Genomic DNA, 18,910 nt, shown 5'->3' on the forward strand with positions numbered 1-18,910 from the left:
ACGATGGCCGACCAGGTGCTGCTCGGGATCGACATCGGCACCGCCAGTTCCAAGGGCGTGCTGGTGACCGCCGACGGCCGGATCATCGCCCGGGCGAGCCGTCCGCACGAGACCTCCCACCCGCACCCGGGCTGGGTCGAGCACGACGCCGAATCGGTGTGGTGGGCGGACTTCCGCGCGCTCGTCGGTGAACTGCTGCCCGAAGCCGAGGGGCGGACGCTGGCCGGTCTCGGGGTGAGCGGCATCGGCCCGGTGCTGCTACCCGCCGACGGCGGGGGCAACCCGCTGCGCCCGGCGATCCTCTACGGCGTGGACACCAGGGCGACCGCGGAGATCGACGAGTTGACCCGGGAGTTCGGCGCCGACGAGATCCTCCGCCGCGGCGGTTCGGCGCTGAGCAGTCAGGCGGTCGGTCCCAAGATCCGTTGGCTGGCCAAGCACGAGCCGGACGTGTTCGAGCGCACCGAGATGCTGCTGATGTGCAGTTCTTACCTGGTGCACCGGTTGACCGGGCGGTACGTGCTCGATCAGCACTCCGCCAGCCAGTGCGACCCGCTGTACGATCTGGCGGCCCGCGACTGGTCGCGGGAGTGGGCCGAGCGGGTGGCTCCCGGGGTGCCGTTGCCCGAGCTGAGCTGGCCGACGGAGGTCGTCGGAAAGGTCGGTGCGCGGGCGGCGGCCGAGACGGGCTTGCCGGAGGGGCTGCCGGTCACGGCGGGGACGATCGACGCGTGGGCGGAGGCGACCAGTGTCGGCGTCCGCGAACCGGGCGACGTGATGCTGATGTACGGCAGCACGATGTTCTTCGTCCAGGTGCTGACCGACCCCCGGCCGCATCCGAACCTGTGGGGCACGTCCGGCGCGTTCCCGGACACCTACACGCTCGCGGCCGGCATGGCGACCTCGGGAGCGGTCACCGACTGGTTCCGCAAGCTCGTCGACGGCGAGTTCGCGACGCTGGTCGAACAGGCCGGGCGGGTACCCGCGGGCAGCCGCGGGTTGTTGCTGCTGCCGTACTTCGCGGGGGAGCGGACCCCGATCTTCGATCCGGACGCGCGGGGCATCATCGCGGGGTTGACCACCGACCACGGTCGCGCCGAGCTGTACCGGGCCGCGCTCGAAGGCATCGGCTACGGGGTGCGCCACAACCTCGAAGCCATGGGCGACGCGGGTGCGCTCGCCGAGCGGTTGGTCGGTGTCGGCGGTGGCACGCGGGGTGGCCTGTGGACGCGGATCGTCTCCGACATCACCGGCCGGGATCAGCAGATCCCGGCCGAGACGGTGGGTGCGGCGTTCGGTGACGCGTTGCTGGCCGGGATCGGCACGGGTGCCGCCGTGCGGCCCGACGAGTGGAATCCGGTGGCGACCACGGTCCACCCGGAACCGGCCAACACCGAGCGGTACGACGCCTTTTACCAGCACTACCGGGAGCTCTACGAGTCGACGGTGCGGACCGCGCACTTCCTCGCGGCCGAACAACGCACGGCGGACGGGCCCTGACGAAGCGGGAGAAACGCCATAGTCACCCGACGATTCGGACGATCTTGCTATCGTCAGGCGTCCAGCTGCGGGTCGGGGAAGGGTGCATGGTGCGGGCGCGACGTTTCTTGGCCGCTTTGTTCGTCGGGGCGCTGTTACCGGTCGTGGGCTGCGCCCAGCAGGCCGCTCCCAACCCGAAACCGCAGGCGAAGTCCGCGGACGAGATCGCTGCCGTTCGGGACCTGGGCGCCCACGAGGTGCACCGTGACCTGGTGTTCGCGGAGCGTGACACCGGTCCGCAGCGGCTGGATCTGTTCCTGCCCGAGCCGAGTCCGCAGCGCAGCCCGCTGGTGGTGTACGTCCACGGTGGTGGCTGGGACGCCGGTTTCCGCTATCTCGGTGGGGCGTCAGCCGAGGCGGGTGCCACCGAGTCCCGAACCGCCGCGGAATTGGTGCGCAGCGGCTACGCCGTGGCCACAGTGGACTACCGGTTGAGCGGGATCGCCCAGTCGCCCGCGCAGGTGGAGGACGTCGCGGCAGGGGTCCGGTGGCTGACCGAGCGCGCCGCCGACTGGCACCTCGACCCGAACCGGGTGGCCCTGTGGGGGAGTTCGGCCGGCGGCCTGCTGGTTTCCCAACTCGGTGCGAAAACCGGCGAACCGTCCGATCCCGGTGGCGGACTCGAGGGCATCCGTGCCGTGGTCAACTGGTTCGGTCCCACCGACATGAGCGCCGAGGCCGAAGTCGAACACCCCGAGCTGGACGACTACGCGCGGCGCGTGGTGACCAAGTTCCTCGGATGCGAACCGGTCGACTGCCCGGGGATCGCCGACGCGGCCAGCCCGGTCCGGAACCTGTCCGGAGACGAGCCGCCGTTCCTGATCCAGCACGGCGTCGACGATTCGATCGTGCCGCTGGAGCAGAGTCTCGACTTCGCGGAGGCGATGCGAGAGTTGGACCTCCCGGTGGAGGTCCATCCCTACGAGGGCGTCGGGCACGGCTTCGCACCCGGACCACGCACCCCGGCGATCGTGGAGACCGCGGTGGATTTCCTCGACGAGCACCTGCGGAGCTGACCGCCTCGCCGGTTTCAGTCGGTTTCCGGCCCACTCGATCCGTTGGTTTCCGCGGCGGCCCCGCTGAGCAGGGTGTCCTCGTCCTGGCGCACCGTGGAGAGCCCGCTGGTCGCGCCCGAGGACTCGGCCAGCGGAACGACCGCGCTGCGGAAGGATTCGAGTGCGTCCAGCTCGCGGCGGCGGGCGGAGACGAACCGCTGCAGATGCGTGCTGGAGAGGTTCACCGCGTCCACCGCACCGGACGCGGCGCGCTGGGCCCGAACCGCCTGCGAGCGCACCTGCTCGATGTCCTCGGCGATGGTGCGTTCGGTCGCCGCGAACATCGCGGCCGAGGACAGCACCGCGAATCCGGTCGGTCCGCACAGGAAAACTCGCTTGTCGAGCAGCCACGACAGCAGTTGCGGGTCGGTGTCCAGTGCGGCGATGACGGCGGCGTCGGACGGCACGAACATGATCGATCCGTAGATCGCGTCCGCCCAGCGCTGGTAGCCCTTGCCCGAGAGTTCGTTCGCGCGGGACCGGATGTTGCGCACGTGCACCCGCAGCGCGTCCCGTCGCTCTTCGGGATCGTCGGTGTCCATCGCCTCCGCCCACACCGCGAGGCTGGCCTTGGCATCGACCGGCACCTGGCGGCCGCCGCCGACGTTGAGCACCAGGTCGGGGCGCGCCGCCCCACCGCCCGCGAGGTCGGTCTGCAGGACGAAGTGGACGCCTTCGCGCAGGCCCAACGACCGCGCGGTCTCCACCAGCACCTGTTCGCCGAGTTCTCCTCGACCGGTGATGGACGCGAAGGCGACCTCGTAGCGGCGCAGCGCGGCCTGCTGTTCGACGGTCCGCGCGCGTTCGGCCTCGACCATCCGCATCGCCTCGTCGGCGCGTCGCGCGTTGTCGTCGTAGAGGCGCCGGATCAGCAGCAGGGCCGCCGCGAACAGCACCGTCAGCACGATCACGAAGCCGGTCAGAAGTCCTGAATTCAAGTGCTCTCCTCGTGTTCGGGGGCGTTCGCCGGAGGCTTCGCCGGTTCGCCGGAGGCTGCGACGATGCGATCTCCCTGCGCCGCGTTCCAGTTTCTCGTGCGCGTTCCGCGTGCCACCGAGTATTCGCGATGACCCCGACACTCCGATGACCCCGGCACTCCGACTTCGGCACTCCGACTTCGGCACTCCGACGCTTGGGTGCGGTGCCCGAGCGGTGACGCATTGCGCCGAGCGGGTGACGGACAGGTGCCGACACGCCGAAGTGCCTTGGGGGGTCGCGATCGTCGGCCCCCGACGTCGATAGCTTTGGCGCATGCGGGTGCTGCATACCTCCGACTGGCACGTGGGCCGGACCTTCCACGGCCGCGACCTGCTCAAAGATCAGGAAGCGGTGTTGTCCGGGCTCGCCGACCTGGTGGCCGACGAACGGGTCGACGTCGTCGTGGTCTCCGGCGACCTGTACGACCGGGCAGTGCCGTCCGGGGAAGCCGTGGAAACCTGCGTGCGCGTGCTGGGGCGCCTCCGCGACGCCGGTGCCGAACTGGTGGTGACACCGGGGAACCACGACTCCGCCGCGCGGGTCGGCGCGTTCGGAGAGTTCGCCGCCGCCGGCGGCCTGCACCTGCGCACCCGGGTTTCACGACTGCACGAACCCGTGGTGGTCGACGACGAACACGGGCCAGTCGCCTTCTACGGCATTCCGTACCTGGAACCCGATCCCGCCCGGCACGCGCTGGCCGCCACCCACGAACACGCACCCGGTTCCAGCGCCGAGGTCGAGGCGCGCGGGCACGCCGCGGTGCTCACCGAGGCGATGAACCGGGTGCGCGGCGAACTCTCCGGGCGCGCGGCGCAAACCCGCTCGGTGGTTCTCGCGCACGCCTTCGTCACCGGAGGGGACGCGACCGATTCGGAGCGCACCATCGCGGTGGGTGGTGTGGAACAGGTTCCGGGCGCGGTGTTCGGCGGGGTCGATTACGTGGCGCTCGGCCACCTGCACGGCCCGCAACGCCTCGACGAGCACCTGCGCTACTCGGGCAGTCCGCTGGCCTACTCGTTCTCCGAGGCCGCGCAGACCAAATCGGTTTGGCTGCTCGAACTCGACGCGGGTGGTCTCGCGGGCGTGGAACGCCGCGAACTACCGGTTCCGCGGAGACTCGGCACGGTGACCGGCACGCTGGCGGATCTACTGGCCGAGCCCGAGTACACCGAGCTGGAAGACCACTATCTCTCGGCGACGCTCACCGACGAAGTTCGCCCGTTGGAGGCGATGCGCCGGTTGCAGGAACGGTTCCCGCACGCAGTGCACCTGGAGTGGAAACCGGCGAGTGGCCGCGCGACCGCGCCGTTGCGCTACGCAGAGGCGGTGCGCGGACGCGACGATCAGACCCTCGCCGAAGGGTTCCTCGGCGACTGCCGGGGCGCCGACCCGACGGATTCGGAGCGGGAGTTGCTGCGGGAGGCGTTGCACTCGGTCAACGCGGGGGAGGTGCGGCTGTGAGGCTGCACCACCTTGAGGTGACCGCGTTCGGCCCCTACCGGGGACGTGAGACGGTCGATTTCGACGTGCTCGGTTCAGACGGGCTGTTCCTGCTGCACGGGGACACCGGAGCGGGCAAGACCACGCTGTTGGACGCGGTCGCGTTCGCGCTCTACGGCAGGGTTCCCGGTGCGCGGAACGAAGCCAAGCGGCTGCGGTGCGACTCGGCCGACCCCGATGTGGGCACATCCGTGGTGCTGGAGCTGACCGTGCAGGGCCACCGGCTGCGGATCACCCGCAGTCCCGAGTACGAACGCCCCAAGAAGCGCGGAAGCGGCGTCACCACCCAGCAGGCGAAGGCGTCGTTGACCTGGCTGGGTGCACCTCCGGACGGGGAACCCGCCGAGGGGATCACCCGGATCGACGACGTGGCCCGGACAGTGCAGCGCCTGCTCGGCATGGATGTCGAACAGTTCTTCCAGGTGGTGATGCTGCCGCAGGGCGAGTTCGCCCGGTTCCTGCGCGCGGACACCAAGGATCGCGAGGAACTGCTGGAGCGCTTGTTCGGCACGGAGCGGTTCGCCGCCGTCGAGCGGTGGTTCAGCGAACGTCGCAGGCAGCGGGGGCGGGAGCTGGAGGAGCGGACTCGCCGGTCCCGCGAACTGCTGGCCAGGATCACCGGGGTCGCCGGGGTGGAGCCCTCGGAGGGCGAGGACCAGCAGTCCTGGCTGGAGCAGCTGGAGAAGCGGCTCACCCGCGAACTGGAGGACGCCCAGTTCGAGCAGACCCGGCTGGGCCGGGAGCGGGAGGCCGCCGACGCGGCGCTGGCCGAACGCAGGCAGTTGGCCGAGAAGGTGCGCCGGGTCCGGCAGGCGAACGCCGAGCTGGCCGAGCTCGACGGCGGGCGCGAGCAGCACGCGGCGTGGCGCGCCGAGGAGGACGCCGCGCGTCGGGCCGTGCCCGTGCTGACCGTCCGCCGGGAACGGGAGCGCGCCGCCGCGGCACTGGAACGGGCTCGGAACGAGGTTCACGCCGCCGGAGAGGAATGCCCGGAGGTCGACATCGACGAGACCGACAACGGGCTGCGCGCGCTCGCCGGTCGGTACCGGGAGCACGCCGGTGCGCTCGCTCAGCTCGTTCCGGAAGCGCGGCAGCAGGAATCGGACCGGACCCGGATCGTCGAACTCCGCGAACTGATCGCGGAGGAGGAGAAGCGCGATGCCGACCTGTCCGAGCAGCAGGCGGCGCTGCCGGACCGGATCACCACGACCCGCGAGCGGCTCGACTCGGCGCGGCAAGCGGGCACGCGCCTCGAATCCGTCGCCCGGCGCGTCGAGGAACTGACGGAGCTGCTCGGCGCTGCCCGCGAGCTGCCGGAAGCGGAGCGGAAGGCCGGTGCGGCGTCGGAACGCTCGCGGGCGGCGGTCGACGCGCACCAGCGTGCCCGCGACCGGCTGCAGGAGCTGCGTGCGCGGCGGCTTGCGGGCATGGCCGCCGAGTTGGCGGGGAACCTGCGGGACGGTGCCCCGTGCGCGGTGTGCGGTTCGGTGGAACATCCGGACCCGCCCCGCCCGGTGGACGATCAGGTGAGCGCCGACGACGAGGACAGAGCCCAGCAGGAGGAGCAGGCCGCCCACGCCGAGCGGGACAGCGCCACCGCGGTGGCGAGCGAGACCCGGCAGGCTTGCGAGCGGCTGCGGGAGCGGCTCGGCGAGCACACCGAAGTCGCCCTCACCGCCCAGCTCACCGAGGTCACGGCTGAGCGGGACGCGCTGCGGGAGAGGGCCGACGAGGCCCAGCGGCTCGTCGAGCAGCTCGCCGAGCTGGAAGCCTCCGCCGACGAGTTGGCCCAGCAACGCAGCGGTATCCAGAACCGGATCGCCTCCTCACGGACCGAACTCACCACGCTCGAAGCGACCGTGGAGGACCGGCGCGTCCGGTTGGACGAGGCGCGCGGCGAGCACGCGGGCATCGCCGAACGGCGGGAACACCTGCTCGACCTGACCGCGCGGGTCGACCGGCTGGTGGCAGCCCGAACCGCGCTGCACGACGCGGAACGCAGGCTGGAGGAACAGCGGGCGGCGCTGGCGCAGGCGGCCACCGAGGCGGGTTTCGGCGGTGTCGAGGAGGCGTTGGCCGCCGAGCGGGAGGAGGCCCGCACGAACGAGCTCACCGAACTGTTGGCCAATGTGGAACGCCGGTACGCGGCCGCGCGGGCGGTGTTGGCCGCTCCGGAACTGGCGGAGGTCGATCCGGGCGCCGATGTCCGGCTGGAGGGCGTCACGGAGGCGGCCACGACCGCCCGGGAGGCCGCCGAGCGGGCCGCGTCGAAGGCATCGCAGACCGAACAGCGGCACGGTGAGGTGGTTCGGCTGGCCGAGCAGCTCCGCGACCTGTGGGGCCGGCTCGCTCCGGTCGCTGCCGGGTATGCCGAGCTGGACGCGTTGACCGACGTGGTCAACGGGCGCGGGCAGAACGCGCGGAAGATGTCGCTGCGGGCCTACGTGTTGGCGGCGCGACTGGAGGAGGTCGCGGTCACCGCGAGCAGCCGCCTGCAGCGGATGAGCGAGGGCCGCTACTCGTTCGTGCATTCGGACGCCGCCGGTGCCCGCAATACCCGGGGTGGTCTGGGCTTGGACGTGCTCGACGACTACTCCGGCCAGGTGCGCCCGGCCAAGACGCTGTCCGGCGGCGAGTCGTTCCTGGCCTCCCTTTCGCTGGCGCTGGGCCTGGCGGACGTGGTCGCCGCGGAGACGGGGGGAACGCTCCTGGACACGCTGTTCATCGACGAGGGTTTCGGGACGCTCGACGCCGACAGCCTCGACCTGGTGATGGACACGCTGGACGAACTTCGGGCGGGCGGCCGCGTCATCGGCCTGGTCTCGCACGTGGAGGAGATGCGGCAGCGCATCGGTGTGCGGCTGCGGATCCGGAAGTCCCGCGAAGGTTCGACCCTGCGAATCGAGACCTGACCCGGCGGCGCGTTCCGGAAGCGCACCTGCGGAGTGTTCCGGAAGTAATTCGGGTGCTGGGCACTCAGCGGAACCTCCGGCCCGCCCGTCGCCCGACCACCGTCTCCCACGGAATCGCTTCGCTCTACTCCGGTCCGTTCGCCGCGGGATCTCCGACGTCGCGCACCGGCGTACGCCACGTCGGAGCTGTCCTCGCGAAAGAACACCGGAGAACCCGACCCCGCGTCCCACGCGGAAGGTGACTGCCACGCTTGTGAAACAGATCTCGGCCCGGCGGGCGCGTTCCGGACCTGCCGGGGGAGCGTGCCCAGCAGTGCTCCCCGGAACGGTCACTGTTGCCGTTCGTGCCGCAACAGGCGGTCTTTGACCTCCGTTCCCCACCGGAATCCGCCGGGGGAGCGGTCGCCACGAACGACGCGGTGGCACGGCACGAACAGCGCGGCCGCGTTGCCCGCGCATGCCGACGCCGCCGCGCGCACCGCCTTGGGGCGACCGGCCAGGGCGGCGAATTCGGTGTAGCTGACCGGCTCTCCTGGCGGGACCTTCCGCAGTACCTCGCGCGCGTGCCCGAGGAACGGACCGGCGCGTTGCCGCACCGGAACGGTGTCGATGGCGTCCAGGTCGCCTCGGTGGTAGGCGAGGATCGCCCTTGTGACGGCACCGAGGTCGGAGACCTCGCGCGGTCGCTCCGGCAGCAGCTCCGGTGCGATCAGCGCGCTGAGCTCGTCCGGATCCGCCGTCCAGCCCGAACCGAGCACCGCTTCGTCCTCGGCGACGACCGCGCTGAACGGTCCGAACTCCGTATCCACAGTGGACCAACTGGTCATGATTCCGCCTCTCTTCCGCGAGTGCCGCCGCGTTCGGCGGCCCGCCACAGCAGGATCCCGGCGTAGGACCGCCACGGACTCCACTGCCGTGCGTGTTCTTGTAGAGCGCCGGACCCGCTCGGGAGTCCGAGCGCGGCGGCGCCTCGGCGCAGTGCCAGGTCGCCGTCGAGCAGCACGTCGGGGGCTCCGAGCACCCGCATCGTCACGTACCTCGACGTCCACGGGCCGATGCCGGTGATGCCGCGCAGGTCGGATTCCAGTCCGGCTTCGTCCCGTCCGGGGTGGACCCGCAGCGTTCCGTCGGCGAGCGCCTCCGCGACCCGGCGCACCGTCTCCACCCGGCTGCGCGGCCCGGTGAGGACGTTCGCGGCTTCGGCAGCCAGCACCGGCGCGGTGGGAAACAGCGTCGTCACCTGCGCGTGGGGTTGGGAGAGCGGTTCGCCCAACGCCGCGACGAGGTTCCCGGCGGTGGTGCGTGCCGCGCGCACCGAAACCTGCTGCCCGAGAACCGCGCGGATCACCGTCTCGGTGCTGTCTACGCTGCCCGGGACGCGCGAACCGGGTGCGCGCGTGATCTCCCGTGCCAGCACCGGGTCGGTCCGCAGGGCGACGGCCACGGCTTCCGGATCGGCGTCGAGGTCGAGTAGCCGACGCAGCCGGGTGACCGCGCTGCCGAGGTCTCGCAGCTCGGTCAACCGCAGCACGCAGGAGAAGTGGTCGGCTTCGGGGCGCAGAGTTGCGATGCCGGTGCCGTGTGGGAGTCGCAGCGACCGGGTGTAGCCGTCGGCATCGTGAGCTTCGACGCCGGGGACGGCTCGGGCCGCGAGGAATCGCAGCAGCCCGCTCGTGTCGCAGGGTGTTCGGAAGGGCAGCCGCAACGAGATCGAACCGGCCGCCGTGCCGTCCGGGCCGCCGCGTCGCCGCGCCTGCTCGCGCAGTCCGGTCGGGGTGGTCGCGAACACCTCGCGCAGGGTGTCGTTGAACTGGCGGAGGCTCGCGAACCCGGCGGCGAACGCGATCGCCGTGAAGCTCAACGGTGTCGTCTCGATCAAGGTGCGGGCGGTGTGCGCGCGGCGCGCGCGGGCCAGACCGAGCGGTCCCGCGCCGAGTTCAGCTGTCAGCACGCGGGTGAGGTGCCGGGTCGAGTAGCCGAGCTGCGCGGCCAACCCGTCCACTCCTGACCGTTCGACGCAGCCGTCGTCGATCAGCCGCATGGCCCGGCCGGCGAGATCGGCCCGCAGATCCCACTCGGGCGACCCGGGCACCGCGTCGGGCAGGCACCGGCGGCAGGCGCGGTAGCCGGCGGCCTGCGCGGCGGCGGTGGTGGGGAAGAAGCGGCTGTTGTCCGGTTTCGGTGTGCGGGCAGGGCAGGACGGGCGGCAATAGATGCCGGTGCTGCGCACGGCGTGCACGAAATACCCGTCGAAGCGGGGATCTCGCGCGGCGATCGCCCGGTGGGCTTGTTCCGTCGTGACCAGCACGTTCCCGATAGTGCCACTGGGAGGTGCGGGTAACTAGCGGGAATCGGACATCTGGGCGCGGGGTGATCGGGCGGTGTCGGTGCTCGGACGAGGGCGCTGACCAGGTCGGCTCGCTCGTGGGTGGGGAATTCACCGCCCGAGCTGTACTGCCGGAGTGCTCGCTGCTTACTGTCGGGGCATGGGAACTACGAACCGATTCGCCCGCGTCCTGAAGATCTCCGGCACGGCGGCCGCTGCCGCTCTCGCCCTCACCCTCACCGGGGCCTGCGATGACGCGGGCGTCATGCCCGGCCAGGAACAGGAGCAGGAGCAGGAACAGGAAGAAGGTGGCCAAGAGGGAGGCGGCCAGGACGGCGGCGAGGAGCAGGAGGAAGGCGGTGGCGGTCAGCAGGAGGACTGACGGCCGCTTCTACCGGAACGCCGCACCAGCTTCGTGCCCTGCATCGGAACCGGTGCGGCGACCGGGCTTCTGTGATCGACGACCGTAGCGCCTAGACTTACGTCCCCGTGAGCCTCACCCTCGGAATCGTCGGCCTGCCCAACGTCGGCAAGTCGACCTTGTTCAACGCGCTGACCAGTAACGACGCCGTCGCTGCGAATTTCCCGTTCGCGACGATCGAGCCGAACGTGGGTGTGGTGCCGCTTCCGGACCGACGCCTGGACACGTTGGCGGAGATCTTCTCGTCGGAGAAGACGATCCCGGCGACCGTGTCGTTCGTCGACATCGCCGGCATCGTCAAGGGAGCCTCCGAAGGGCAGGGGCTGGGCAACAAGTTCCTCGCCAACATTCGCGAGGCGGACGCGATCTGCCAGGTCATCCGAGTGTTCGACGACCCGGACGTGGTGCACGTCGACGGCCGCATCGAGCCCTCCAGCGACATCGAGACGATCAACACCGAGCTGATCCTGGCCGACCTGCAGACGCTGGAGAAGGCGCTGCCTCGGCTGGAGAAGGAAGCTCGCACGAACAAGGAAAAGCGTCCGTCACTGGAGCTGGCGAAGGAAGCCAAGGAGATCCTGGACTCCGGCAAGACCCTGTTCAACGCGGGCAAGGCCGACTCGCCGGAGCTGCGCGAGCTGAACCTGCTGACCACCAAGCCGTTCCTGTACGTGTTCAACGCCGACGAGGGTGTCCTCGTCGACGAGGAGCGCAAGAAGGAGCTGCGGGAACTCGTCGCACCGGGCGACGCGGTCTTCCTCGACGCCAAGGTCGAGGAGGAGTTGGTGGAGCTGGACGCCGAGTCCGCGCAGGAGCTGCTGGAATCGGTCGGCCAGGAGGAGCCGGGGTTGAACGCGCTGGCCCGTGCCGGGTTCCACACGCTCGGCCTGCAGACCTACTTGACGGCGGGACCGAAGGAAGCCCGGGCCTGGACGATCCGCCAGGGCTGGACGGCCCCGCAGGCCGCCGGTGTCATCCATACCGACTTCGAGCGCGGCTTCATCAAGGCCGAGGTGGTTTCCTACGGCGACCTCGTCGAGGCCGGATCGATGGCCTCCGCCAAGTCGGCGGGCAAGGTCCGCATCGAAGGCAAGGACTACATCATGCACGACGGCGACGTGGTGGAGTTCCGCTTCAACGTGTGATCGTCCCTCGGCGTCGCGGCCGGTCTCGAACCTGCTCGGGCCTCAACGCTGCGACGGGCGGCCGGTCCTGGCTTCCCGACCTGGTGCAGCACCGCGACGACCACCGGAGGCAGGGCGAAGGCCACCACGGTGGCGACGATCGACACGGTCTGCAACGTGTCGGTGAACGCGGTTCGGGCGGTGTCGAGCACGAGCGTGCCCTCGGCGGGCGGCAGGCTGTCGGCGACGGCCGCCGCACCGCCGAGCGTGTCGCCCGCCTCGGCGCGCGCGTCCGAGGGCAACTCGGCTGCTGCGGTGGCCGTCTGCGCGCGATACAGCACCGTTCCGGGCTGCCGATCAGGGCGACCCCGAGCGCTGCCCCGAGCTCCCGCGTGTCTGAACACATCGGCCATGCCTACTCTGAGGGGCTCTGACCAGAGCGTGCTCGAATCCGGCGATGGCGTTCGCCACGACCGCTCGGGGCGAACGACTGGACCTGCTGCCCGACGCCGAATCATTCGAATCCTGTGGTGTTGGGCCGCTCGAACAGGATCGGACCAGGCTCTGTCGCGTAACTTCACCGAACAGGACGAACTCCTGTGATGTGCACCATTATTCAAGAGCCACATTCAGTGGCGACGTTCCGTGGCATACGGGTGATCGCTAGGCCATCATGATGACATGATCAAGAAGTCCTACTCTGGCACGCGGAGCACATGTAGCGTCCGGAATTGTCATTGCAACACGCAATCGGAGGCTGGAAATGGCACACGTGCACGAGGACGCGCTCGTCCTCAATCGACTCAACGGTGGTCGACTTTCCGTCCGCGATGGATCCCTCGTGGATGGAAAACATATCATCGTTACTCGCTATTCGGCCTACGATGAGACCTACCCCCAAAGGTGGAACACGGTCAAAGTAGGCGAAGACGCCTATGGCCGCGACATTATTCATATTGAACAGTCGGACGAGAACGGGACGTTCCGTGTGGACGTTGGTAGCGATGACCCCAAGGCCGATGCCACCCCCGTCCTGCTCAAAAAGGCTGACGAATCGGACCGGCAGAAGTGGCACGTTTGGAATGACGTTGCCGGTGAGGGTCGCTTGGTGAAGCTCTGCTCGCATGTCGATACTTCGGTTGTGATGTGTGTCTACGACTACGGCGGATACTGGGACCTCGTTGTCCGAAACCGGGAGATTTCCTCGGTTGATCGCCTCTGGTATTTCAACGAGCGCGCACACAAGGACATCATCCCCAATTGATCGGGATTTTCGCGGCGTCGCCTCCGGCGTATCGGTAACGCATGACCCTGCCCGCTTGCTCTGCTTTGCCCGGTAAGAACGGAATGGCGGGATGCGTACTCGTGGAGGTCGCACCGGAATCAGGCGCGACCGCGCAGTGCGGCGGCTTCGCCGGTTGTTCGTCAGCGGGTCGAAAACGGCCGCAAAAGCGACAGCAAATCGCAAACAGGTGTCCGCCGGTCACGCTGCCGGTAGCGGACATCGACGCGTGTTGCGAACGTCCAGGCAGTCGTTCCGCTTCAATGTGTGCTCGTCCGTAGCGAAGAACGGGGCTCGGGACTCGGCATGAGAGTTCCGAGCCCCGTTCTTCCCTCGACTTGACCTCCACAGCTCGGAGCGTGGTGCGCGATCATGCCCTGATCCGAACGTCGTCTGGCCAGGATGACCACCGCTATCGCCAGATCCTGATCCAGTACTACTCAGACCCCGAACGAGCTCGCAGGCAGAGGCCTCGCCGCCTAAGAGGTCAGGTTGGTGACCTGCATCGATACGCCAGCGTCGATCTCAGGTCCAAACAGGGGAACTGTGGTCCCGGGGCAATCTACTTCCGGAGTGACAAGAGTGACAAGAGTGACAAGAGGGACGCTCTGTGTCGACGTGATCAACCCCAGGAATCGTGATTCGCAACCGAGTACCTGCCCTCGTGTGATCAACTGAGGTGGCCGGGCACTGGAGCACCGAGGAGGTTGTCATGACCAAGGAAGGCCGCATGCACTTGCCTGCGATCAGGGCGCTCGCTACCGGAGAGCTGACCTCTGACCAGCAGCGGTGGTTGCTCGACACGCTTCAGCTCGAAGAGACCCCTCGCACCGTGGGACCAGGAGCGAAGCAGAGCCTCGCGCACCGTTCCTTCACCAGCGAGGCGGGCACAACCCGGCTGGTCTTAGATCTCGCCCACACCGGCGACGCCGGCTGGGTGCTTGCCCTGTTCTTCGACGGAGAACGGCCCTCCGCTGACACCGTCGAGGACTACCGGAGGTTGTTCCGCGACCTCGTCGACCAGCTGGGACTCGAGCTCGTCGAGATCACGCCCGCCGCCACCGCCGAGGAAGTCCACGTCGTGCCTCCGTCGCCAGCCAGCGAACCAGAGACCGCTGCCGGCGCCTCGTGGGGCCTTCCGTACTACGAACTGGAGCAACTGTGGGCCCACGTGGGCCTGCGTAGGGACGCCCCGCGGGAGGTAAAGGAGGTCAAGCTGCGCGAAGTGATGCGGACCCCGGCTTGGTCCGCCGCTCCGCCGACTCTCCGCCAGCAAGCCGAGGACTTTCTCACCGGCGGATGATCCACGCCGCGCGGAGCCGGCCCAGTAAGAGGAGGGGCGAGTCCGAAGCGGTGGCGGGCGGGATGCTCACGGCATCGCAGCTTCAGCTCGCCGTGCTGCGAAGTCGTACTGCGGCTACGGCAGCGGTAATGATCAGCACGGTGGCGGCTGCCATGGAGGCGGTGGCCAATCCTTGGGTGAAGGCGTGCTGCGCAGCCTGGCGTACCGGCTCGGCTCGTGATTCGAGAGAGTCGGCGTACTCGAGTGTGGCGCCGAGTGAGTCGCGGGAGTTGGCATCGGCACTGGCAGGTAGGGCCTGCAGGAGAATGCGATAGGCAACGGCTAAGACCGAGCCCAGCACTGCGATGCCCAGACCGGATCCCAGCTCGAACGAGGTCTCTTGGATTGCCCCTGCCTCGCCCGCGCGGTCAGCGCTCGCCGTGGTCATGATGGCATCGGCGCCGAGCGTCATGACCACGCCAGCTCCCAGACCAGTGAGGACCAGCAGAACCCCCGAGGTGGTGGCACCGGCTTGTGAGGTGATCGAAAGCATGCCGGCCAGTCCGGCAAACGCCGTTCCGAACGCGGCCAAGGAACCGGTGATCACCCAACGATAAGTCCACCATGCGGCCAGTTGTGGGGCGAGCACAGCTCCGAGCGCACTGGCCACCGCGAGAGGTACCAACGCCAGGCCCGCCTGCAGAGGGGAGTAGCCCCCTGCGAGTTGCAGCAACTGGGTGGCGAAGTACAGCAGCGTGGCATAACAGCCGAAGCACACGAACACGGACAGCGTTGCCGCGGAGAAACGCCGGTCCGAGAACAACGAGAGATCCAGCAAGGGGTGGTTCACGTGGCGCTGCCGACGCGTGAACCACACCAGCAGAGTCAGTCCCACCACGCCGGTGACGAATCCGACTGTATCCACCGAAACTTGTTCGGCGGTCCGCTTGAGGGCGAACACCACCGCCCCGAGGCCGGCCACGGAGATCGCGGCGCTGAGCCCATCCCACCGACGAGGCGCAGGATCGCGGGATTCGGGGATAAGACGAGTTCCTGCCGCGACTGCGAGGACGACCACTGGAACGTTGACCAGGAACACCGCTCCCCACCACCAGTGCTGCAATAGCAGTCCGCCCAGCACCGGCCCGAGGGCAGCACCAACGCTGTTGGCCGAGGTCCATAACCCAAGTGCGAGGGCGCGTTCACGCTGGTCGGCGAACACGTTGCGGATGATGGCGACGGTCGCGGCCATCATCATGGCCGCGCCGATTCCGAGTGCAGCCCGTGTAAGGATGAGTTGGGCCGCAGTAGCCGAGGCCGCCGCACCGGCCGAGGCGAGTCCGAACACGACGAACCCGCTCAGTGCCAGGCGCTTACGGCCCCACCGATCGGCCAGGGTGCCGAACGTGACCAGAAGCGCGGCCACGGTCAATGGGTAAATGTCGACGATCCACAACAGCTCGGCCGTGCTCGGCGATAGCTGGCGGCTGATTGTTGGTACCGCGACGTGCAGCACTGTCAGGTCGATGCCGACGAGTAGCAGGCTAGTGCACAGCACTCCCAGAACTGCCCAACGCCGCACCGGTGTGACGACAGGGGTAGTGCGGGTGCTGTCCATTCGGGACGAGGGTTCAGTACTCACACAGAGAAGACTCGTCAGTAGCCCTTGTTCGCAGCAAGTACTGTCTTTTTTGTGGCGTAGTGCCAATCCGTATACCCATGCAGGGCACGAAGGTACGAGGAAAGATGGAAGGCCATGCGTGAAGACGTGGAGCAGATGCCCGATTACTGCACGATCGAGGTTGCCATGGCCGTGGTGGGTGGTAAGTGGAAGTTCGTCATCCTCAAACACCTCTTCCCCGGGGCCCAGCGCTTCGGGGAGCTCAAACGTGCCCTGCCCGGCATCACCCAGCGCATGCTGACCCGGCAGCTACGCGAACTCGAGGCCGACGGCCTCATACTCCGAACCGTTTACCGCGAGGTTCCGCCCAAGGTCGAATACTCGCTGACGGCTATCGGACGCAGCCTAGAAAACATCGCCGACCAGCTAGACCAGTGGGGACAGTGGTACCGCGATACCCAAACGGCCCGGTCGACAGCCAACACCCAGCCTTCTCGGTGACCTGTGCCTGAAGAACCGGTGAAGACGAAGACGGCTCCTAGCGCCACCAGAACACGAGGTACGGCAGCACGGAGGTAGTGCCCAAACACCTCTGTCCGGGAGGTTCTTGTTCCGGTCTGAACGGCCTCCGTCTGACTATGCGAGATCGCGACCAGGGCCTTGTCGCGATCGTCCGGTGGCCGACGCTGTGACCATGTAACTATGCAAGGTCGCCGGGTGCGACGACGATCGCTCTGCCGTCTACGTCTCCGATCTGGGCACGGCAGTAGCGCGAGGTGACCATGAAACGATCGCCCAAGGACTCACCCTCGATCCCGGTGAGACAACAGTGGAACTGCCCGCGTTGACCGTGATGGTGCCCGTTGAGTCCACTGTGAGCAGATCACACGGAGCAACGCCCGGAGCAGCCTCGAAACGCGGGCCGGAACGCACCCGACCGGCGGTTTCGTCCGCCACGTGCGTGCCTGCGATGCGCCATCCGGCGATCCGCGTCCGCGTGAAGAGCAGCACACCTCCCGGTGACGGTGCGGCCCCGTTCTTCCCTTGACTTGACCTCCACAGCTCGTAGCGTGGTGCGCGATCATGCCCGCGCCGAACGGAGCGAGCTATGGCAGGACCGGTCTGGTCCCTCTGGATGTGCGCGGTGGCCATGCTCGCGGTGACCGTCCACGGCGGCGTCCTGGTGGTGGACCGGATGCGGGCGAAGTCCGCGCGTGCGCGGTCCGGTCTCGGCGCGGAACTGCTCCAGGTGCTGATGGGCGTCGGAATGCTGGTCATGCTCCTGCCCACGATGGGCGGCTGGACCAGGCCCGTCTGGGGCGTCGTGTTCGCACTGGGGGCGGGGTGGACGGGCGCGGCCGCGTACCGCGCGAGCCGACCGGGCACCGAGCGCGCGGTCTCGACCACGAACCGGGCTCCGGGAAGACTGCACCTGCATCACACGGCGTCCAGCGCGGCGATGGCTTACATGTTCTTGGCTGCGCAACCGCACGGGGCGAGTCCGGCATCGTCGGGTCCGGTGCAGGTCGTCTCCGCAGGCGCCCCGGCCGCCCACTCGCACGGCGCGGGGCACGGCAACGCGGCGGTCGTCCTCGAACACGACCACTCCGGCCTGGTGCTTCCGCTGCTGGCGTGGTTTCTCGTGGTGCATTCGGTGCTGCGAGCGGGATGGCTGGTCGCCGACCTCGTGAACAGCGGCAGAACCGACTCCGCAGCGGTCGCGGGCGGGACGCTCTCGACGCCGCCCGCCGTGCTGACCAGGCCCGGGATCGACATCATCGCCGAGATTCTCATGGCGCTCACGACCGCCTACATGCTGCTGATCATGCTCTGAGCCCGTCAGCTCCGGCAGCGCGCGGCGGTATCCGGCCACGCAGATCAGCGCTCGGACAGGTCTCGCCGGCTACGGAGCTGCGTGCTGGAATGTTGCGGGTCCGATGGCTTGCGGAAGGAGAGCGATGACGAGCGCGGCCGTGTGGGGATTCGCCGTGGTGGCCGTCCTGGGGGTGATCACGCCCGGTCTGGACACGATGCTGGTGCTGCGGCACGGTCTGCTCGCCGGCCGCAGGGGAGGCCTCGCGGCGGTGTTCGGCGTGGCGGCGGGCTGTCTCGTGTGGGGCACGGCCAGCATCGCCGGGCTGACCGCGCTGCTCGCGGCGTCCGACCTCGCGTACAACCTCGTCCGCGTGCTCGGCGCCGCCTACCTGATCTGGCTGGGGTCGACGGCCCTGTGGCGGACGCTGCCCCGCAACCGTCGTGCAGCCCCCGAAGCGCGCCACGCCGAGGAGGCGCCGGTGCCCGTGGGCACCCGTTCGGCCTTCCGAGCCGGACTGCTGACCAATCTGCTCAACCCCAAGGTCGGTGTGTTCTACATCAGCCTGCTGCCGCAGTTCCTGCCCAGCGGACCGGCCGCGACCGGGTGGGGCGGTGTTCTCGTCGCGATCCACGTGGTGGTGGGCCTGGTGTGGCTTTCCGGCCTGGTGTGGATCGCCGGGCGAGCGCGCGCGTTCCTCCTCCGGGAACGCGTGCGCCGGGTGCTGGACCGCCTGACGGCGACCGTGCTGGTGGGGCTCGGGGTGAAGCTGGCCGCGGAAGTCTGACACCGCGCCGGTCGAGCGTCCTCAGCTTTGCCGGAACCGCCTGGTTCGCATCGGCTCGGTAACAGTGCGCGGCGAGATGCAACTCGAATGGTTCAGCGAGCGTTTTACCTGAAACGCCGTCACGCTACGGGCGGTCACTCCATCCCAGTGGTGACGCCGATCGCCATCGGCGCCGAACCACCTGCACGCGACCCGGAACCGAACCAGTGGGGGTGCTGATGCAGCACCGAGGAGTACGCATTTCCGCGCAGTACGCATCCGGCGACCGAC

The 18,910-nt window shown here is 68.9% G+C and carries 16 protein-coding genes; 11 read left to right on the top strand and 5 right to left on the bottom strand.

Going from position 1 to position 18,910, the window contains the following annotated elements; all coding sequences use genetic code 11:
• Window positions 1–3: 3 nt before the first annotated feature.
• Together ACYVAN_RS08090 and ACYVAN_RS08095 are read left to right on the top strand one after the other, a co-directional pair.
• Complete coding sequence (locus tag ACYVAN_RS08090) at window positions 4–1,500, top strand: FGGY-family carbohydrate kinase (protein ID WP_460957309.1); 1,497 nt, start codon at window positions 4–6, stop codon at window positions 1,498–1,500.
• A gap of 86 nt (window positions 1,501–1,586) precedes the next feature.
• Window positions 1,587–2,555, top strand: a complete 969-nt coding sequence (locus ACYVAN_RS08095) for an alpha/beta hydrolase fold domain-containing protein (RefSeq protein WP_460957311.1) — start codon at window positions 1,587–1,589, stop codon at window positions 2,553–2,555.
• Window positions 2,556–2,569: 14 nt separating this feature from the next.
• Here the strand turns inward: ACYVAN_RS08095 and ACYVAN_RS08100 are convergent, their stop codons facing one another.
• Window positions 2,570–3,532 (bottom strand): DNA recombination protein RmuC, encoded by a 963-nt coding sequence (locus ACYVAN_RS08100; protein ID WP_460957313.1) that lies wholly within the window; start codon window positions 3,530–3,532, stop codon window positions 2,570–2,572.
• Window positions 3,533–3,845: 313 nt separating this feature from the next.
• Here ACYVAN_RS08100 and ACYVAN_RS08105 point away from each other — a divergent pair, with 313 nt between their 5' ends.
• Entirely contained in the window at window positions 3,846–5,033 is a 1,188-nt protein-coding gene (locus ACYVAN_RS08105; protein WP_460957315.1) for an exonuclease SbcCD subunit D, read from the top strand.
• Complete coding sequence (locus ACYVAN_RS08110) at window positions 5,030–7,984, top strand: AAA family ATPase (protein ID WP_460957317.1); 2,955 nt, start codon at window positions 5,030–5,032, stop codon at window positions 7,982–7,984. Before ACYVAN_RS08105 ends, ACYVAN_RS08110 begins: the two co-directional genes overlap by 4 nt.
• Window positions 7,985–8,313: 329 nt before the next feature.
• On the opposite strand, the gene ACYVAN_RS08115 is transcribed toward ACYVAN_RS08110, so the two are convergent.
• Both ACYVAN_RS08115 and ACYVAN_RS08120 read right to left on the bottom strand, forming a co-directional pair.
• On the bottom strand, window positions 8,314–8,811 hold the full coding sequence (locus tag ACYVAN_RS08115; RefSeq protein ID WP_460957319.1) for a methylated-DNA--[protein]-cysteine S-methyltransferase: 498 nt from the start codon (window positions 8,809–8,811) through the stop codon (window positions 8,314–8,316).
• Complete coding sequence (locus ACYVAN_RS08120; RefSeq protein ID WP_460957321.1) at window positions 8,808–10,292, bottom strand: AlkA N-terminal domain-containing protein; 1,485 nt, start codon at window positions 10,290–10,292, stop codon at window positions 8,808–8,810. Before ACYVAN_RS08120 ends, ACYVAN_RS08115 begins: the two co-directional genes overlap by 4 nt.
• Before the next feature lie 178 nt (window positions 10,293–10,470).
• On the opposite strand from ACYVAN_RS08120, the gene ACYVAN_RS08125 reads away from it, so the two are divergent.
• Complete coding sequence (locus tag ACYVAN_RS08125; protein WP_460957323.1) at window positions 10,471–10,692, top strand: hypothetical protein; 222 nt, start codon at window positions 10,471–10,473, stop codon at window positions 10,690–10,692.
• Window positions 10,693–10,799: 107 nt separating this feature from the next.
• The gene (gene ychF / locus ACYVAN_RS08130) at window positions 10,800–11,876 is read left to right on the top strand and encodes a redox-regulated ATPase YchF (protein WP_460957325.1); all 1,077 of its coding nucleotides are present in this window, start codon (window positions 10,800–10,802) and stop codon (window positions 11,874–11,876) included.
• On the opposite strand, the gene ACYVAN_RS08135 is transcribed toward ychF, so the two are convergent.
• On the bottom strand, window positions 11,828–12,268 hold the full coding sequence (locus tag ACYVAN_RS08135) for a hypothetical protein (protein WP_460957327.1): 441 nt from the start codon (window positions 12,266–12,268) through the stop codon (window positions 11,828–11,830). The two genes, ychF and ACYVAN_RS08135, sit on opposite strands and share 49 nt — an antisense overlap.
• A 359-nt stretch (window positions 12,269–12,627) precedes the next feature.
• Here ACYVAN_RS08135 and ACYVAN_RS08140 point away from each other — a divergent pair, with 359 nt between their 5' ends.
• Together ACYVAN_RS08140 and ACYVAN_RS08145 are read left to right on the top strand one after the other, a co-directional pair.
• On the top strand, window positions 12,628–13,119 hold the full coding sequence (locus ACYVAN_RS08140) for an RICIN domain-containing protein (RefSeq protein WP_460957329.1): 492 nt from the start codon (window positions 12,628–12,630) through the stop codon (window positions 13,117–13,119).
• 730 nt (window positions 13,120–13,849) lie between these two features.
• Entirely contained in the window at window positions 13,850–14,440 is a 591-nt protein-coding gene (locus ACYVAN_RS08145; protein ID WP_460957331.1) for a hypothetical protein, read from the top strand.
• An 82-nt stretch (window positions 14,441–14,522) separates the two neighbouring features.
• Here ACYVAN_RS08145 and ACYVAN_RS08150 read toward each other — a convergent pair whose 3' ends face one another.
• Complete coding sequence (locus ACYVAN_RS08150) at window positions 14,523–16,061, bottom strand: MFS transporter (RefSeq protein WP_460957333.1); 1,539 nt, start codon at window positions 16,059–16,061, stop codon at window positions 14,523–14,525.
• 114 nt (window positions 16,062–16,175) lie between these two features.
• Here ACYVAN_RS08150 and ACYVAN_RS08155 point away from each other — a divergent pair, with 114 nt between their 5' ends.
• From ACYVAN_RS08155 to ACYVAN_RS08165, 3 genes are all read left to right on the top strand, one after another.
• Window positions 16,176–16,541: a winged helix-turn-helix transcriptional regulator gene (locus ACYVAN_RS08155; RefSeq protein ID WP_460957335.1), complete on the top strand. Its 366-nt coding sequence runs from the start codon at window positions 16,176–16,178 to the stop codon at window positions 16,539–16,541.
• 607 nt (window positions 16,542–17,148) lie between these two features.
• A complete protein-coding gene (locus ACYVAN_RS08160) occupies window positions 17,149–17,874 on the top strand; it encodes a DUF5134 domain-containing protein (protein ID WP_460957337.1) in 726 nt (241 codons plus the stop codon).
• Between the two features lie 124 nt (window positions 17,875–17,998).
• Window positions 17,999–18,640, top strand: a complete 642-nt coding sequence (locus ACYVAN_RS08165; protein ID WP_460957339.1) for a LysE family translocator — start codon at window positions 17,999–18,001, stop codon at window positions 18,638–18,640.
• Window positions 18,641–18,910: the final 270 nt, after the last annotated feature.

This window comes from Parasphingorhabdus pacifica (assembly GCF_054779195.1).

Excerpts from the sequence above, each read along its gene's own strand:
- ACYVAN_RS08090 (WP_460957309.1), top strand. The coding sequence starts at position 4 with ATGGCCGACCAGGTGCTGCTCGGGATCGACATCGGCACCGCCAGTTCC.
- ACYVAN_RS08095 (WP_460957311.1), top strand. The coding sequence starts at position 1,587 with ATGGTGCGGGCGCGACGTTTCTTGGCCGCTTTGTTCGTCGGGGCGCTG.
- ACYVAN_RS08105 (WP_460957315.1), top strand. The coding sequence starts at position 3,846 with ATGCGGGTGCTGCATACCTCCGACTGGCACGTGGGCCGGACCTTCCAC.
- ACYVAN_RS08115 (WP_460957319.1), bottom strand. The coding sequence starts at position 8,811 with ATGACCAGTTGGTCCACTGTGGATACGGAGTTCGGACCGTTCAGCGCG.
- ACYVAN_RS08125 (WP_460957323.1), top strand. The coding sequence starts at position 10,471 with ATGGGAACTACGAACCGATTCGCCCGCGTCCTGAAGATCTCCGGCACG.
- ACYVAN_RS08135 (WP_460957327.1), bottom strand. The coding sequence starts at position 12,268 with ATGGCCGATGTGTTCAGACACGCGGGAGCTCGGGGCAGCGCTCGGGGT.
- ACYVAN_RS08145 (WP_460957331.1), top strand. The coding sequence starts at position 13,850 with ATGACCAAGGAAGGCCGCATGCACTTGCCTGCGATCAGGGCGCTCGCT.
- ACYVAN_RS08155 (WP_460957335.1), top strand. The coding sequence starts at position 16,176 with ATGCGTGAAGACGTGGAGCAGATGCCCGATTACTGCACGATCGAGGTT.
- ACYVAN_RS08160 (WP_460957337.1), top strand. The coding sequence starts at position 17,149 with ATGGCAGGACCGGTCTGGTCCCTCTGGATGTGCGCGGTGGCCATGCTC.
- ACYVAN_RS08165 (WP_460957339.1), top strand. The coding sequence starts at position 17,999 with ATGACGAGCGCGGCCGTGTGGGGATTCGCCGTGGTGGCCGTCCTGGGG.